At 74.2% G+C, this 16676-nt stretch carries 14 protein-coding genes; 11 read left to right on the top strand and 3 right to left on the bottom strand.

The window, feature by feature from the left end; translation table 11 throughout:
* Nucleotides 1-65 precede the first annotated feature (65 nt).
* Complete coding sequence (locus ACIQOV_RS03695) at nt 66-1931, top strand: protein kinase (protein WP_401044445.1); 1866 nt, start codon at nt 66-68, stop codon at nt 1929-1931.
* Nucleotides 1932-1949: 18 nt separating this feature from the next.
* Here ACIQOV_RS03695 and ACIQOV_RS03690 read toward each other — a convergent pair whose 3' ends face one another.
* Nucleotides 1950-3875 (bottom strand): FAD/NAD(P)-binding protein, encoded by a 1926-nt coding sequence (locus tag ACIQOV_RS03690; RefSeq protein WP_401044443.1) that lies wholly within the window; start codon nt 3873-3875, stop codon nt 1950-1952.
* Nucleotides 3872-4825 (bottom strand): amino acid ABC transporter permease, encoded by a 954-nt coding sequence (locus ACIQOV_RS03685; protein WP_401044441.1) that lies wholly within the window; start codon nt 4823-4825, stop codon nt 3872-3874. Before ACIQOV_RS03685 ends, ACIQOV_RS03690 begins: the two co-directional genes overlap by 4 nt.
* A gap of 676 nt (nt 4826-5501) precedes the next feature.
* Here ACIQOV_RS03685 and ACIQOV_RS03680 point away from each other — a divergent pair.
* The 8 genes from ACIQOV_RS03680 to ACIQOV_RS03645 all read left to right on the top strand — a co-directional run bounded on the left by ACIQOV_RS03680 (nt 5502) and on the right by ACIQOV_RS03645 (nt 13349).
* Nucleotides 5502-6689 carry an LLM class flavin-dependent oxidoreductase gene (locus ACIQOV_RS03680; protein ID WP_401044438.1) on the top strand — a complete coding sequence of 396 codons (1188 nt, stop codon included), beginning with the start codon at nt 5502-5504 and terminating at the stop codon, nt 6687-6689.
* Complete coding sequence (locus ACIQOV_RS03675) at nt 6686-7195, top strand: GNAT family N-acetyltransferase (RefSeq protein WP_359900006.1); 510 nt, start codon at nt 6686-6688, stop codon at nt 7193-7195. The genes ACIQOV_RS03680 and ACIQOV_RS03675 overlap by 4 nt, the downstream gene beginning before the upstream one ends.
* An 11-nt stretch (nt 7196-7206) precedes the next feature.
* On the top strand, nt 7207-8151 hold the full coding sequence (locus ACIQOV_RS03670; protein ID WP_401044435.1) for an ABC transporter substrate-binding protein: 945 nt from the start codon (nt 7207-7209) through the stop codon (nt 8149-8151).
* A gap of 25 nt (nt 8152-8176) precedes the next feature.
* Entirely contained in the window at nt 8177-9190 is a 1014-nt protein-coding gene (locus ACIQOV_RS03665) for an amino acid ABC transporter permease (protein WP_401044432.1), read from the top strand.
* A gap of 53 nt (nt 9191-9243) precedes the next feature.
* Nucleotides 9244-9996 carry an amino acid ABC transporter ATP-binding protein gene (locus ACIQOV_RS03660; RefSeq protein ID WP_359900028.1) on the top strand — a complete coding sequence of 251 codons (753 nt, stop codon included), beginning with the start codon at nt 9244-9246 and terminating at the stop codon, nt 9994-9996.
* Nucleotides 9997-10040: 44 nt separating this feature from the next.
* Nucleotides 10041-11030 carry an ABC transporter substrate-binding protein gene (locus ACIQOV_RS03655; RefSeq protein WP_380538252.1) on the top strand — a complete coding sequence of 330 codons (990 nt, stop codon included), beginning with the start codon at nt 10041-10043 and terminating at the stop codon, nt 11028-11030.
* 103 nt (nt 11031-11133) lie between these two features.
* Complete coding sequence (locus ACIQOV_RS03650) at nt 11134-12342, top strand: protein kinase domain-containing protein (RefSeq protein WP_380538250.1); 1209 nt, start codon at nt 11134-11136, stop codon at nt 12340-12342.
* Nucleotides 12343-12497: 155 nt separating this feature from the next.
* Complete coding sequence (locus ACIQOV_RS03645; RefSeq protein ID WP_359899997.1) at nt 12498-13349, top strand: fumarylacetoacetate hydrolase family protein; 852 nt, start codon at nt 12498-12500, stop codon at nt 13347-13349.
* Nucleotides 13350-13490: 141 nt separating this feature from the next.
* Here ACIQOV_RS03645 and ACIQOV_RS03640 read toward each other — a convergent pair whose 3' ends face one another.
* A complete protein-coding gene (locus tag ACIQOV_RS03640) occupies nt 13491-14246 on the bottom strand; it encodes a TetR/AcrR family transcriptional regulator (protein ID WP_401044426.1) in 756 nt (251 codons plus the stop codon).
* 119 nt (nt 14247-14365) lie between these two features.
* On the opposite strand from ACIQOV_RS03640, the gene ACIQOV_RS03635 reads away from it, so the two are divergent.
* On the top strand, nt 14366-16090 hold the full coding sequence (locus tag ACIQOV_RS03635; RefSeq protein ID WP_401044424.1) for a DUF885 domain-containing protein: 1725 nt from the start codon (nt 14366-14368) through the stop codon (nt 16088-16090).
* Nucleotides 16091-16312: 222 nt separating this feature from the next.
* Nucleotides 16313-16676, top strand: a 364-nt coding sequence (locus ACIQOV_RS03630; RefSeq protein ID WP_401044422.1) for an MFS transporter, incomplete at its 3' end; no start/stop codon positions are given.

Below are 16676 nucleotides of genomic sequence, written 5' to 3'. Positions count from 1 at the left end.
GTCGCCCTGCTGCTGCGGGAGCGGCGTCGGTAGAGTCTGGGCGTCATGGCGGGAGGGGAGGGCGCGTGCGAGTCGGGGACGTCCTGGACGGCCGGTACGAGCTGGTGGAGAAGCTCGGGCAAGGCGGGTTCGGGGTGGTGTGGCGGGCCCGGGACACCCGGATGGGGCGGCCGGTGGCGGTCAAGGTCATCGGGCACCACGGCGGTGACCGGGCGAAGGCCGCGCTGCGGTTCGTCCGGGAGGCCGGTGCGGCCGGCAACCTCTCGCACCCGCACATCGTCACGGTGCACGACCTGGGGCAGTGCGAGCTCGGCGGCGAGGAGGTCACCTACCTGGTGATGGAGCTGCTCACCGGCCGCACCCTCACCGAGGTGCTGCGGGCGGGGGTGCCGGAGCCCGCGCTCAGCCTGCGCTGGGGGCGGCAGATCGGCGGAGCGCTGGCGGCCGCGCACGACGCGGGCATGGTGCACCGGGACATCAAGCCGGACAACGTGATGATCACCGACGCCGGGCAGCTGAAGGTGCTGGACTTCGGCATCGCCCAGCTGGACACCGGCGCGGGCGGGCTGACCACCACCGGGACGATCGTCGGCAGCCCGGCGTACATGGCGCCGGAGCGCTGGACCGGCGGCCGGGTGGACGGGCGGGCCGACCTCTACGCGCTGGGCTGCGTCCTGATCGAACTCTTCACCGGGGCACGGCCGTTCGGCGGGGACTCGACGCCGGTGCTGATGTACCAGCACCTCAACGAGGCGCCGGCGCCGCTGGACCCGGCGCAGTTCGGGCTGCCGCCGCAGGTGGCCGGGCTGGTCGCGGAGCTGCTGGCGAAGGATCCGGCGGACCGGCCGGCCGACGCCCGTACGGTCGAGCGGCGGCTCGCCGAGCTGGCCGACTGGCCGGGCGGCCGGGCGGCCTCGGCGCGGCCGCCGGCGCCGACCGTGGTGGAGCGTCCGGGGCCGGTGGCGCCACCGCCGCCGAGCGCCCCGCCGGTCGTCCCCGCGCCCGCGCCTGCGCCCGCCGTGCTGCCCGCGCCTGCGCCTGCCCTGCCGCCCGCGCCCGTGCCCGCCGCGCCGCCCGCCGTCCCGTCGGTGCTGCCCCCGCTGACCACGCCGCCGGTGACGGCCACGCCGCCGGCCGAGTCCGTCCGGGCCGCACTGCGCGAGCGCCGGTCCGCCGCCTACCGGGCGGCGACGGCCGGCGAGTCGGCGATGCTGCTGCAGACGCTCGCCCGGGAGTGCGTGACGGTGCTCGGCCGGAGCGACCGGGACACCCTGTGCACCTGGCGGGACTTCGCCTGGTACCTCAGCCGGACCGGGGACCTGAACGGCGCGGTCCGGCTGTTGACCGCCCTGGTGGACGACATGCGCTCGGCGCTCGGCCCGGTCGACCCGGACACCCTCGGCGCCCGCTACCACCTGGTCTGGTGCGTCGGCGAGAGCGGTGCGCCGGTCACCGCGATCCGGCTGATGAACGAGCTGCTGCCCGACCTGCACGCCGCCTGGGGCCCGTACGACCCGCGGGTCCTGAAGGCCCGGCACGACCTCGCGCTGCACCGGGCCAACCGGGGCGACCCGCAGGGCGCGGTGCTCCAGCTGCACGGGCTGCTGCCGGACCTCGCCCGGGTGCTGGGCGAGCACCACCCGAGCACCGTGCAGGCCTGGCGGGACCTGGCCGGCTACCAGCAGCAGCTGGCCCAGGCCGGCCGCAAGGGGCCGGGGCAGCGCCGCCGCACGCCGCGGATGAGCCCGATGGAGGCGCTGGTGCTGGTGCGGCGGCTGCGGCTGTGGGACTTCGCCACCGACGAGGAGGCCCGGGCCTGCATGGACGCGCTGGACCGGGGGATCGGCCTGAAGGGCGTCGCGGACGTGGTGTTCGACGCACCGGACCACGTCTCGGACGAGGACCTGGTGGAGGAGATCTTCGGGGCCTGAGCGCCGCCGCCACGGCGCTCAGCCCGCCAGGGCCGGCGCCGGAAGGACGGCCAGGGCGTGGAGCAGGGCGCGGGCGGCGGCGTCGTTCTGCCGGAAGCCCGGGGCGTTGGTGCGCGGGCGGGCGAAGGCGGCGGCCGCGCGCAGGCTGGTGTGCGGGCCGAGGGCGGTGCGGCGGGGGTGTGGGGCGCCGCCGAGGGCCGGGTCGAGCAGCCGGCTGTCCGCGGGGGTGATGGTGACCAGGCCGGAGCGGTGGGTGTAGTCGGGGTCGGTGACCACCTCCTCGACGATCCGTCCGGTGCGGTGCAGGTCGCGCAGCACCGGGTCCAGGGTGCGGGCCAGCGCGTGCTTGGGCAGGTACGCCTCGACCAGCGCCGTGGCGGTGACCCGGTGGCCGGGCACGGTGGCGCCGCCGGCCCGCCAGGTGCCGCTCGCCTCGTCCCGTTCGATCCGCACGTCCGCGCCGAGGAAGCGCACCACCCCGGCCTCGGAGAGGGCGAGCAGCTGGCGCAGCCGGAAGCCGGGCGGGCCGGAGGCGAGGAAGCTGAAGTAGCCGAAGAACCACCCGTCCACCTCCTCGGCGATCGACCGGGCGGTGAGCCGGCCGCTCGCCATCACCCGGGGGAGCTGGCCGAACAGCGAGAGCAGGCCGAGGAAGGCGCCGAGGTCGGCGCTGTGCGCCGGGTCGGCGCGGCGGTCGGCGTCGGCGGTGACGTACCCGCGCAGGTGCGCCTGGAGCTCCTCGTCGGTGCCGAGTTCGAGCCCGGCCAGCGGGTGGTCGAGCCGTTCGAAGTCGATCCGGTCGGCCGGGTCGGGGACGGCCTCGGCGATCAGGGCGGCGAGTTCGGGGCCGTACCAGTGGTGCCGGTCGTAGCGGTGGAGGAACTCCGGCCAGGGCAGGGCGGTGCGCCCGGGGTGGGCGTGGAACAGCTCGTGGTAGTGCCCGAAGGCGATCTCCTTGGCCATCAACGGCCAGAAGTCGCGCCGCAGTTCGAGCTGTCCGCCGGTGGTGAGCACGGTGTTCACGGCGGTCTCGTCGAAGTACCGAGGGAGCGGGGCGGGCGGCCCCTGGAGCCGGTAGCCGGTCTTGGAGTGGTACGGGACGCCGCGCCGGGAGCCGAGGTGGAGCACCGGCTCGCGGCCGGACGGCAGGTAGCGCAGCGCGGGCCCGTCCCCGATCGGCTCGAAGCGGCCGCCGCGGCCCTCGGTGAGCAGCGTGACCAGGTCCACCGAGGCGAGGCCGAGGCCGCGCAGCACCACCTGCTCGCCGGGGGCGAGGGCGGCCAGTTCGGCGGTCACGTCGGCGGAGTGGGCGGGCGGGAGGTGGAAGCGGCCGTGCCGGGCGGCGAAGGCGGCGTCGGCGGCGAAGCGCGGGTGCGGGGCCGAGTCGAGGTGGCCGAGGGTGAGCACGACGTGGTCGGCGGTGAGCGTCCGGTCGGTGAGGTGGACGCTCTGCGGGCCGTCGGCCGGGCCCTCGATCCGCCGGACGGTGTCGCGGTGGACGGTGACCGCGATGTGCGCCGGCAGTTCGGCGACGGCGCGGCGGAACACCCAGCCCAGGTAGGCGCTCTGGGCCCGGCGGGTGGGGAAGTCCGCGGGCGCGAGGGTGCGCAGCTCGGCCCGGACGGCCGGGTCGGCGACCTCCCGGTAGGGCGCGAACTCCTCCTGTCGCGCGGCCCATTCGGCGAGCGAGGGGCCGGGGCGGACCGGCCCTTCGAGGGTGGAGCGCTCGTCGGTGAACATGGTGACGTCCTCGGCCATGGAGTTCATCCGCAGCAGCGGGGACTGGTCGTGGCGCCAGATCCGGCCCGCGCCCGGCGGGTACGGGTCGACCAGGTGGATCGCCAACGGGCGGTCTTCGGGCAGGAGTTCGGCCGCATTGGCGGCGATCCGCTCCAGCAGCCCGGTGCCGCGCGGGCCGGCGCCGACGATGACCAGCGCCGTCATGCCCGCACCACCTTCACGAAGGCCGCGCGGGCCCGCTGCAGCGGGGTGGGCGGCAGGCCGTCGCGGGTGGCGCCCCGGGCGAAGTGCCGTTCCACGTAGTACTGGCCGACGGACAGCAGGGTGGTGACCACCAGGTACCAGATGGTGGCGACCATCAGCATCGGGATGACCCGGTACGACTGGAGGTAGACCAGCTGCACCGAGTAGAGCAGGTCGGAGACGGCCAGCACGCTGACGATGCTGGTGCCCTTGAGCGCGCCGATCAGCATGTTCCCGGCGGTCGGCACGATCGCCCGCATCGCCTGCGGCACCACGATCCGGCGCAGCACCCGCCACCGGCCGAGCCCGAGCGCGGACGCCGCCTCCAGCTGGCCGCGGTCGACGGACAGGATGCCGCCGCGGATCACCTCGGCGGCGTACGCGGTCTCCAGCAGGGTGAGGCCGATGACGGCGGTCAGGGTGGGGCCCATCAGGTTGACGGTCCTGACCGTGACGAACTCGGGGCCGAACGGGACGCCGAGGCCGAGGGTGGGGTAGAGCGCGCCGATGTTGAAGAAGAACAGCAGCTGCACCAGCGGCGGGGTGGAGCGGAACACCCAGATGTAGACCCAGCTCAGCGTGCGCAGCACCGGGTTGGCGGACAGCCGCATGGTGGCGAGGAGGGTGCCGAGCACGAAGCCGAGGGCGAGGGTGACGGCCGTCAGCCAGAGGGTCAGGGCGAGTCCGTCGAGCACGGACCGGGCGGTGAACCAGTCGGCGACCACGCTCCACTGGAAGGCCTTGTTGCGGATCACCGAGTTGACCGCCATCGCGGCCAGCAGCAGGGCGACGGCGGCGGCGGCCCACTGGCCGGGCCTGCGGCGGGCGACGATCCGGGCCTCGGCGGCGGGCGGCGCGGCGGGGCGGTCGAGTGGGGAGGGGGCGGGCAGGACGTCCTGCGGGGTGGCCATGGCGGCGGCTCCTGGGCGGAGTGCGGGCGGGGAGATGTACGGCGGTGGTCACGTACGCGGGCGCGGCCCGTGTCCCTCAACACGGCCGGCGCATGGCACTGCACTCCGCGCCGATCGTACGCATGCGCGATCGACGGCTGTCAAGGGTGATCGGGACGGCGGAGGGCCCGGCCGGGGCGCGTCGGAAAAGCGACAGGAGATCGCAACAGTGCGGCAATGATGGATGGTTGACGTACCGATCGGCCGACTGCTCAACTTGAGGCCATGTACGCCGAGCAGCCCCTGGTCAGCCGCGACCACATCGACTTCGGTCGGGTGTGGTCCGCGGCGTGTCGCGGCTGACCCGGCAGCGGGCCGTCCGTCCGGCCTGATCTCCCGGCGGGGAGCCCTCCCTCGGTTCGCCCCGTCGCGGCCCGGATCCGTCGTCGGCGACCGGCGACGCGTCAGGCCTTCGCTGCCGCCGTCGACTTCGCACTGCGCTCCGGCCCTTCCGCACTCCGGTCCTCCCGCACTCCGGCAGTTCCCTCCCGTCCCCCCTCTTCACCGGCACGTCCACCGTCACGTGTTCGACGGCCGCCCCGCCGCGGCCGCCTCCGGCGCCCCCCGCCTTCGGCCGGGCGGCACCCCCTGCCCACCCGCAGTCCACCGGAGTCCCGCCCACCCGAAAGGTTCCGCCATGCCCGTCGAATTCCTCGGTATCGCCGCCACCGGAGACGGTTCGGAGACCACCGCCCGCACCACCGCCGCCTTCGACCGCGACTACACCCTGCGGCTGGCCCGGGCGCACGAGGACCACGGCTGGGACCGGGTGCTCTTCGCCTACGGGGCCGGCGCCCCGGAGCCGTCGGCCGCGGCGGCCTTCCTCGCCTCGCACCTGGAGCGCCTCCAGATCCTGCTGGCGCACCGGCCGAACGTCTCCTACCCGACCTTCGCGGCCAAGACCTTCGCGACCCTCGACCGGATCAGCGACGGCCGGCTGACCGTGCACTTCATCACCGGCGGCAACGACCACGAGCAGCAGCGCGAGGGCGACTTCCTGACCAAGGACCAGCGCTACGAGCGCACCCGGGAGTACATCGGCATCGTCAAGAAGGCCTGGACCAGCCGGGAGCCCTTCGACCACGAGGGCCCGCACTACCGCTTCAACGACTTCGTCTCGGACGTCTTCCCCGTGCAGCAGCCGCGCCCGGGGGTCTCCTTCGGCGGCTCCTCCGACGCGGCCTACGCGGCCGGCGGCGCCGAGGCGGACGTCTACTGCCTCTGGGGCGAGCCGCTGGCCCGCACCGCCGAGCAGATCGAGCGGGTGAAGGAGGCGGCCCGGGCGGCCGGGCGCACCGACGTGCCGCGGATCCAGGTGGCGTTCCGGCCGATCATCGCGCCGACCGAGGAGCTGGCCTGGGAGAAGGCGCACCGGACGGTGGCCGCGATCCGGGACCGTCGGGGCACCGACCGGGCGGGGACGAACCCGGCGACCGGGACGCGCGAGGCCGGGACGCGCGAGACCGCGGCACCCGAGAACGTCGGCTCCCAGCGGCTGATCGAGATCGCCGAGGCCGGCGAGCGCTACGACCGCGCCCTGTGGACCCCGACCGCCGCGGCCACCGGCGGGGCGGGCAACTCCAACGCGCTGGTCGGCACCCCGGAGACGGTCGCCCAGGCGCTGCTCGACTACTACGACCTCGGCGTGGACATCCTCTCCGCGCGCGGCTACCACCTGCTGGACGACGCGATCGACTTCGGCCGGTACGTCATCCCGATCGTCCGCGAGGAGGTCGCCAAGCGGGACGCCGCCAGGGCCGCCAAGGCCGCCAAGGCCGAGCGGGCCGAGCGCGACCGCCACCAGCTGATCGCGGTGCAGGCGTGAGCGCGGGCGCGGGCCCGGCCGACGGGTGGGAGTTCCGCCGGGTCACGATCGACGATCCGCTGGTCGAGCCGCTGCTGCGCGAGCTCACCCACGAGTACGTCACCCGGTACGGCCCCGAGGCGCACCAGGAGATGACCCGCTACCCGGCCGGGGACTTCGCCGAGCCGCACGGCGTGCTGCTGCTCCTGCTGGAGGACGGCGAACCGGTGGCCGGCGGCGCGTACAAGCGCTACGACGACCGCACCGCCGAGGTGAAGCGGATGTGGACGCACTCCGCGCACCGGCGCCGGGGCCTGGCCCGCCGGGTGCTGGCCGAGCTGGAGCGGACGGCGGCCGCGGCCGGCTACACCCGCTTCCACCTCACCACCGGCCCGCGCCAGCCCGAGGCCAGGAACCTCTACCTGGCGGCCGGCTACACCCCGCTGTTCGACGTCTCCGCCGACCCCCTGACCATCGGGCCGCTCCCCTTCGAGAAGCACCTGCCCGTTCTGACCACGACCTCCTGAAAGGCCCCCTCGTGAGAACCACCACCGTCCGCCGCCGCCTGCTCGCGACCGCCGTCCTGCTGCCGGTCCTGGTCCTGGCCGCCTGCGGTTCGGACCCGAAGATCGCGGGCGCGGCGGCGGGCGGTCCGGCCGCCACCGCCACCGAGGACCTCGTCTCCGCCCTCAGGACCTCGGAGTCCGCCGCCGCGCTGCTGCCCGAGGAGGTCCGCAGGGCCGGCACGCTGAAGTTCGGCTCGGCCTTCGGCGCGCCGCCCAGCGCGTTCTACACCGACCAGGCCGACAAGAAGCCGGCCGGGATCGACGTGGACTTCACCGACGCGGTGGCCAGGCTGCTCGGCCTGACCGTGCAGCGCGAGCAGGCCGCCTTCGAGACCATCCTGCCCGCCCTGGACAGCGGGAAGTACGACGTCGGCACCGGCAACTTCGGGGTCACCGCGGCCCGGCTGAGGACCATCGACTTCGTCACCTACATCGACGACGGCCAGGGCTTCGCGGTGAAGAAGGACAACACCGCGGTCCAGCCGGTCACCGACCTGCTCCAGCTGTGCGGACTGACCATCGGCACCGGCGCCGGCACCACCTTCGAGACCACCCTCAACAGCCGGAAGAACGTCTGCGCCGACGCCGGGAAGAAGCCGTACGAGGTCAAGGCGTTCGGCGAGAGCGGCGCCCTGCTGACCAGCCTCCAGCAGGGCCGGGTGGACATCGAGATGTCCACCATCAACGGGCTGCGCCACCAGGCCGCGCAGGAGGCCTCCGGGACCCGCTTCCTCAACGAGTTCCACCGCCTCGACGTCGGCTTCGCCCTGAAGAAGGGCTCGAAGCTCGCCCCGGCCCTCCAGGCGGCGGTCAACCAGCTGATCAAGGACGGGACGTACGAGCGGATCCTGCGCAAGTGGGGGGTCGCCGAGTCGGCGATCGAGGAATCGCGGATCAGCCCGCCCGAGCACGCCTGAGCGCCGGCCACCGAGGAGACCTCCGATGACCGTCACCACCACCGTCACCACCGTCACCACCGGGACCCGGCCGGCCCCGGCCCAGGCCCCGGCCGCCCCCGACCTCGACGCACTGGCCGGCCTGCGGACCGTCCCCGCCCGCCACCCCTGGCGCTGGGCCGCCGGGCTCGCCGCGCTGGTCGTGCTCGCCCAGTTCGCCCACGGCCTGGCCACCAACCCCGGCTGGGACTGGGCCACGTTCCGGCTCTACTTCACCGCCGACACCATCCTCCGGGCGATCGGACGGACCCTCGAACTCACCGCCTACGGCACGGTGCTGGGCTTCGTGCTGGGCACCGCGGTGGCCGCGATGCGGCTGTCCCGCAGCGCGATCCTGCGCTCCATCGCCTGGGCCTACGTGTGGGTGTTCCGCTCGATCCCGCTGATCGTCCAGCTGGTGTTCTGGTTCAACCTCTCCTACCTGTACAAGCGGTTCGGGATCGGCATCCCGTTCGGCCCGACCTTCGGCGAGGTCGAGACGGTCGGGGTGCTCAGCGCGCTCGGTGCGGCGGTGCTCGGCCTGGGGCTGCACCAGGCCGCGTTCGCCGCCGAGATCATCCGCGGCGGCATCATCGCGGTGGACGCCGGCCAGCGGGAGGCCGCCGCCGCGCTCGGCATCCCGCGCTGGCGGCAGGGCTGGCGGATCGTGCTGCCGCAGGCGATGCGCGGCATCCTCCCGGCCGCCGCCAACGAGGTGATCTCCCTGCTCAAGGGCACCTCGGTGGTCTACGTGATGGCGATCGGCGAACTCTTCTACCAGGCCCAGGTGGTCTACGGCCGCACCGGCCGGGTGGTGCCGCTGCTGATGGTCGCCACCGTCTGGTACGTGCTGCTGACCACCGCCCTCTCGATCGGCCAGTACTACGTCGAGCGCCACTTCGCCCGCGGCGCCGAGCGCACCCCGCCGCCCACCCCGTGGCAGCGCGTCCGGGCCTTCGCCCGGAGCCTGCCGGACCGCACCCGGCCCGCCGCCGCCCGTACCCCCGGAGGACAGTCGTGACCACGCTGACGAAGCCCGATCCGAACCCTCTCGGCCCGGCCCCGGCCGCCCCGATGGTGCGGGTCCGCGGCCTGCACAAGAGCTTCGGCCGGCTGGAGGTGCTGCGCGGGGTCGACCTGGACGTCCCGGCCGGCTCGGTGACCGTGGTGCTCGGCCCGTCCGGCTCCGGCAAGTCCACCCTGCTGCGGGCGATCAACCACCTGGAGAAGCTGGACCGCGGCCACGTCGCCATCGACGGCGAGCTGATCGGCTACCGCCGCTCCGGCGACCGGCTGTACGAGCTCAAGGAGCGCGAGGTGCTGCGTCAGCGCACCGGCATCGGCTTCGTGTTCCAGAACTTCAACCTGTTCCCGCACCTCACCGTGCTGGAGAACCTGGTCGAGGCGCCGGTCGCCGCGCTGCGCCGCCCGAAGGCCGGGGCCAGGGCGGCGGCGCTGGCGCTGCTGGAGCGGGTCGGGCTGGCCGACAAGGCCGCCGCCTACCCCCGGCAGCTGTCCGGCGGGCAGCAGCAGCGGGTGGCGATCGCCCGGGCGCTGGCGCTGGAGCCCAAGGTGCTGCTGTTCGACGAGCCCACCTCGGCGCTCGACCCGGAGCTGGTCGGCGAGGTGCTGGACGTCATCAAGGACCTCGCCCGCAGCGGCACCACGATGATCGTGGTCACCCACGAGATCGGCTTCGCCCGCGAGGTCGCCGACACCGTGGTCTTCATGGACGGCGGCGTGGTGGTCGAGCAGGGCCCGCCCGCCGAGGTCCTGGACCGGCCGCGACACGAGCGCACCCGGGCCTTCCTGGCCAAGGTCCTCTGACCCTCCCTTCCCCCAACACCCCTTCACCGAGCAGGAGTTCCGCCATGTCCCTACCCCGTCGCGCCCTCGTGACCGCCGCCGGCGCGCTCGCCGCCGCCCTCGCCCTGGCCGGCTGCGGCGGCTCCGCCACGGGCGCGTCGGCGGAACTCGCCCCGGCCAGGGGCAGCACCGCGCCGGACGGCACGGTGGTGAACCTCTCGCCGGACCAGAACCGGGTCACCACGCCCAAAGTCGACGCGATCGCCGCGCTGGTCCCGGAGGAGATCAGGAAGAAGGGGACGCTGACCGTCGTCGACTCGATCGGCACCACCCCGCCGCTGGACTTCTACGCCAACGACGACAGGACGATCATCGGCGTCGAGCCGGACCTCGCCTCCCTGATCGGCAACGTGCTGGGCCTCAAGGTCGAGTTCAACCCGGTCTCCTGGGAGAACATCTTCGTCGGTCTGGACAGCGGCAAGTACGACGTCGGCGTCTCCAACATCACCGTCACCGAGGCGCGCAAGGAGAAGTACGACTTCGCCACCTACCGGCTGGACGTCCTGGGCTTCGAGGCGAAGAAGGGCGGCGGCCTGAAGGTCACCGGCCCCAAGGACCTCGCGGGCAAGGCGGTCGGCGTCGCCACCGGCACCAACCAGGAGAAGCTGCTGGTCTCCTGGAGCGAGGAGAACGTCAGGAACGGGCTCAAGCCGATCGACATCAAGTACTTCCAGGGCACCGAGTACTACCTGGCGCTCGCCTCCGGCCGGATCGAGGTCTACACCGGCCCCAACCCCAGCCTGGCCTTCCACGCCGTGCAGACCGGCGAGACCGAGGTCGTCGGCACCTACTCGGGCGGCGGCGCGGACGTCCTCGGCAAGATCGCGGCGACCACCCGGAAGGACAACGGGCTGGTCAAGGCGCTGAACGGGGCGATCGACGAACTGATCCGCAACGGCACGTACGGGCAGGTGCTCAAGCGCTGGGGCCTGGACAACGAGGCGGTGCCGAACTCGGAGATCAACCCGCCCGGGCTGCCCAGGCCCAAGCCGTAGGAGGGCGGCCCGGGGACGTTCACCCGTTCGTTCCCGCCCGCCGCTATGGTGACCCCCTCCCGACGGCGAATGCCGGGCGGGCGCGGTCGAGTTGGGGGAGGGCATGGAGAAGGGCGAGGTGCTCGGCGGTCGCTTCCGGCTGGAGCAGAAGCTGGGCAGGGGCGGGTTCGGCGTGGTCTGGCGGGCCACCGACACGACCATCGACCGGGAGGTCGCGGTCAAGGTGCTGCTCGCCGAGCACGCCACCGACCGGGAGGCGGTCAGCCGGTTCGTCCGCGAGGCCCGGACGGCCGGCGGCCTCAACAATCCGCACATCGTGACCGTGTACGACTACGGGTGGACGGAGACCGGCTCCGGGAAGATCCCGTACCTGGTGATGGAGCTGGTCCGCGGCCGGGCGCTGTCCGAGGTGCTCAAGGACGGCCGGCCGGACCACAAGCAGGCGCTGCGCTGGATACGGCACGTGTGCAAGGCGCTGGACGCCGCGCACCGCTCGGGGATCGTCCACCGGGACATCAAGCCCGAGAACGTGATGATCGCGCAGGACGGGGAGCGGGCCAAGGTCCTGGACTTCGGCATCGCCCGACTGGTCACCCAGACCGTCCGGCTCACCTCCACCGGCAACGTGGTCGGCACCGTCCCGTACCTGGCGCCCGAGTGCTGGTCCGGCGGCGTGGTGGACGGCCGGGCCGACCTCTACGCGCTCGGCATCATGCTGTACGAGGTCTGCACCGGCGCGCGCCCGTTCCGCGCCGCCTCGGCCGCCGAGTACATGTACCGGCACCTGGAGGAGGTCCCGTCCCGGGTCCGCAGCAAGGACCCCGCGCTGGGCGCGCTGATCGCCGAACTGCTCGCCAAGCGGCCCGAGCAGCGGCCCGCCGGAGCCGCCGAGGTGCTGGAGCGGCTGCGCGTCGTCCGGCCCGGGATGCTGCGCCCGGACGACCCCAGCCCGGAGCAGCTGCGCCGGCGGGCCGACCGGGCCTGGCGGCACGGCGAGGCCGGCGAGTCGGCGGAGGCGGTCGAGATCCTCACCGCGCTCGTGCCCGACTTCGCCCGGATCTGCGGACCGGACGACCCGCGCACCCTGCGCACCTGCCACGACCTGGCCCTCTGGCTGGCCCGGGACGGCAGCCCGGGCGCCGCCGTCGCGCTGCTGGACGAGCTGGCCCAGGTGCCCGGCGCCACCCCGGAGGCCCGGGCGGACGCGCGGCGCGACCTCGCGCACTGGCAGCGGGAGGCCGCCCGGCTCGGCCCGGGCCGGCCGCGGGCGCTGAGCCTGGGGGTGCTGCTCGGCGGCGCGCCGGGCGACTGAGGCGTCCCGCGCGGCCCGGGCGGGAACCGGGAGGATTTCGCCCATCGGGACGGTCTGGTCCGCGACCCGGACGCGTTGGTATACCTCGTTGCCGGACACGGGAGCGGCGTCCGCGCCGCCCCGGTGAGCTGCGACGAAAGGCTGGTGACGGATCGATGAAGCTCCTGCGCGTCGGACCCGCGGGCGCCGAGCGCCCGGTCGTCCTGGGCGAGGACGGTACCGCGTACGACCTCTCGGGGCGGGCCCGCGACCTCGACGGGGCCTTCCTGGCCGGGCTGGACCCGGCCGCGCTGGCCCGGGAGGCGGCCTCCGGCCTCCTGCCGGTGGTGGACCTCGACGGCCTGCGGGTGGGCGCACCGGTGGCCCGGCCGGGCAAGGTGGTCGGCATCGGGCTCAACTACCGCGACCACGCGGCCGAGGCCGGGGCCGCGATCCCGGCCGAGCCGGTGATCTTCCTCAAGCCGAGCTCCACCGTGGTCGGCCCGTACGACGAGGTGCTGGTGCCGCGCGGCGGCGAGAAGACCGACTACGAGGCCGAACTGGCCGTCGTGATCGGCCGCACCGCCCGCTACCTGGACTCGCACGCCGAGGCGGCCGGGGTGATCGCCGGCTACACGATCGCCAACGACGTCACCGAGCGGGCCTTCCAGTTCGAGCGCGGCGGCCAGTGGGACAAGGGCAAGTCGGCGGAGACCTTCACCCCGCTCGGGCCCTGGCTGGTCACCGCCGACGAGGTGGCCGACCCGCAGGCGCTGACCCTGCGGCTCTGGGTCAACGGCGAGCAGCGGCAGCACGGCAGCACCGCGGAGATGGTCTTCCCGGTGCTCGAACTGGTCCGCTACGCGAGCCGGTTCATGGTGCTGGAGCCCGGCGACGTGATCATCACCGGCACCCCGGCCGGGGTCACCCTGGGCCGCCCCGGCACGCCGTTCCTCGCCCCGGGCGACGTGGTCGAGATCGAGATCGACGGGCTCGGCCGCCAGCGCCAGGTGCTCGGCAAGGCCTAGGGCACGCTCTGACGGCCGAGGCCGCCCCGACCCTTGGCACGGGGGTCGGGAGGGCCGCCGCGACCCGCGGTCGCGAAGTCGTGCGGCCCTGAAGTCCTGCGGCCCTGGAGCGGAGAGGGCGTCCGGCCCCGGAACCGCGAGCTACGAAGCGCCGCCCAGGACCGCCCGCAGCCGCTCCGCCCGCTGCGGCCGCGGCCCCTCCAGCGCGAGCACCCCCGCCAGCACCTCGGCCGTCTGCGGGTCGTGCAGCGCCGTCGCCGCGGCCATCGCGGTGAACTGGTCCACCAGCCAGTCGCGCAGCTCCGTCACCGGCAGCGCGCGCCCCTCGTCCAGCCAGCTCAGCGACGCGCCCTCGACCACCGCGATCCACGAGCGCACCAGCAGCGTCAGCCGCGGCCCGGCCTCCCGCACGCCCAGGTGCCGCAGCGTGCGCCGCAGCGCCGCCCGCCGGACGTCGTCCACGATCGCCGAGGTGCGGGCCGTCTCCACCACCGAACCGCCGCGCAGCAGCGCCGAGTAGCCCGCGTCGTGCTCGGCCACGAAGGCGAAGTAGCCGTCCAGCACCGCCGACAGCTGCTCGGACGGCGTCCCGCGCAGCGGCACCGCGAAGCGGCTGGTCAGCTCGTCCGCCGCGGTGCGCAGCGCGGCCTCGTACAACTGCTGCTTGCCGCCCGCGAAGTAGCGGTACACCAGTGGGCGGGAGGCCTCGGCGGCCTCGGCGACGTCGTCGAGGCTCACCTCCTCGGGTGGCCGGGAGGCGAACAGCTCCAGGGCGACCGCGATCAGCTGCTCGCGTCGCTGCTGGACCGGCAGCCGTCGGTAGCCGGTGCGGCGCGGACGCGGCTCGGACGCGGCCGGGACGGGCGCCTGACCTGCCGAGGTGGGGCTGGCTTCCATGGCGGCCAAGCGTAATGGGCGTCGGGCCGATCCGATCCTGTCGCGCCGAACGGATTTTCGCAGGCGAACCCCACTCGCAAAGGGGTTGCAAAGCGGCCGCGCCACGAAATGATGTCGGAATGCGTGAAGAACTGATCACCGCCGACGGCGCCACCCCTCGCCGCATCGCCGACGACCACGTCCGCGAACTGGCCGAGCTCGACCCGCTGACCGCGGTGTACCTCGGCCTCAACCTCGATGACGACCGGCTGCCCGACCTCTCCCCGGCCGGCCCCGAGGCCCTGGCCGACCTCGCCCGCCGCACCCTGGCGAAGCTCGACGAGGCCGAGCGGGCCGGCGCGGCCGAGGACGAGGCCGAGCGCCGCTGCGCCCGGCTGCTGCGCGAGCGGCTGTCCGCCGAACTCGCCGTCCACGAGGCCGGGGAGAGTTTCCGCTCGCTGCGCAACCTCGGCTCCCCGGTGCACGACCTGCGGGAGTCCTTCACCCTGATGGGGACCGACACCGAGGCCGAGTGGCAGGTGGTCGGCCGCCGCATGGCGAGGATCCCGGTGGCGTTCGAGCAGTACCGGCGGACGCTGGCCGAGGGCGTCGAGCGCGGCCTGCTGTCCGGCCCGCGCCAGGTGACCACGGTGCTCGGGCAGTTCGCCGAGTGGCTGGGCGAGGACACGCCGGCCGACGAGCGGGTGCCCGGTGCCTGGTTCGGCCAGTTCGTCCAGGGGGCGCCGGAGGCTCTGCGGCCCGAGCTGTCGAAGCACGCGGTGGCCGCCGCCGAGGCGCTGGCCGAGCTGCGCGACTGGCTGCGCGACGTGTACGGCCCGGCCGCGGCCGGTGCTCCGGACACCGCGGGCCGGGAGCGCTACGTCCGCTGGGTGCGCTACTGGACCGGTGCCGACCTGGACCTGGACGAGGCCTACGCCTGGGCGTGGAGCGAGTTCCACGACCTGCTGGCGCAGATGGAGGTCGAGGCCGAGAAGGTCCTGCCGGGCGCGGGCCCGCTGGCGGCGATGCAGTGGCTGGAGACCGACGGCCCGGCCATCGAGGGCGCCGAGGCCACCCGGGAGTACCTCCAGGGCCTGATGGACCAGGCCGTCCGGGACCTCCAGGGCACCCACTTCGACCTGGCCGAGCCGGTGACCCGGGTCGAGTCGAGGATCGCCCCGGCCGGCAGCGCCGCCGCGCCGTACTACACCGCGCCCTCGCTGGACTTCAGCCGCCCCGGGCGGACCTGGCTGCCGCTGGTCGGCCGGGACCGCTTCCCGGTCTGGGACCTGGTCTCCACCTGGTACCACGAGGGCGTGCCGGGCCACCACCTCCAGCTCGCGCAGTGGAACTACGTCGCCGACCGGCTCTCCACCTACCAGGTGAGCCTCGGCGGGGTGAGCGCCAACCTGGAGGGCTGGGCGCTGTACGCCGAGCGCCTGATGGACGAGCTCGGCTACCTGACCGACCCGGGCCACCGCCTGGGCTACCTCAACGCGCAGATGATGCGCGCGCTGCGGGTCATCGTCGACATCGGCATGCACGTGGGCCTGGACTTCCCGGCGGACTCCCCGTACAAGCCGGGCGAGCCGGTCGCCCCGGAGAACGCCCGGGAGTTCTTCGGCCTGTACTGCGGCCTGTCCGCCGACTTCCTGGACAGCGAGCTGGTCCGCTACCTGGGTCTGCCCGGCCAGGCGATCGGCTACAAGCTCGGCGAGCGCGCCTGGCTGCGCGGACGGGCGGCGGCGAAGGCGGCGCACGAGGCGCGCGGCGAGGAGTTCGACCTCAAGGCCTGGCACATGGCGGCGCTCTCGCAGGGCTCGCTGGGCCTGGACGACCTGGTCGAGGAGCTCTCGGCGCTCTGACGGCCGTGCTCCGTCGAGCGCGCGTCGGGCACGGCGCGGCGCCGGCGGTGGCCGCGGGGCCGGGAACCGGGCCCCCGGGACTCGGTCCGGAGTCCCGGGGGCCTGGTTCTTTTGTCCCCCAAGTCCGATTTGGTGAGGTTTTTCCTTGCCATCCGTCCGGAGCGGAGTTTGGCTGGAAGGCGACTGCGTGACCTCTCCGCCCCACTCCGGAAGGCTCGATCAGTGACTTCGCAAACCGTCACCGGTCATGAGGACGCGGATCGCCGCCGCTGGTGGGCGCTGGCCGTCATCGCCACCGCCCAGCTCATGATCGTGCTCGACATCACCATCGTGAACATCGCACTGCCGTCCGCCCAGCGGGACCTGGGCATCTCGGACGCCGACCGGCAGTGGGTGATCACCGCCTACACGCTCGCCTTCGGCGGTCTGCTGCTGCTCGGCGGCCGGCTGGGCGACCTCTTCGGCCGCAAGCGCGTCTTCACCGTCGGTCTGCTGGGCTTCGCCCTCGCCTCCGCCCTCGGCGGCGCGGCGGTCGGCCCGGCCATGCTCTTCGGCGCCCGTGCCCTGCAGGGGGCGTTCGGCGCCC

The sequence above is a fragment of the Kitasatospora sp. NPDC091257 genome (assembly GCF_044757675.1).
GTDB lineage: Bacteria > Actinomycetota > Actinomycetes > Streptomycetales > Streptomycetaceae > Kitasatospora > Kitasatospora lactacystinica.
The sequence above is the reverse complement of the archived record's forward strand: the minus strand, read 5'-3'. Positions and strand labels throughout refer to the sequence as shown.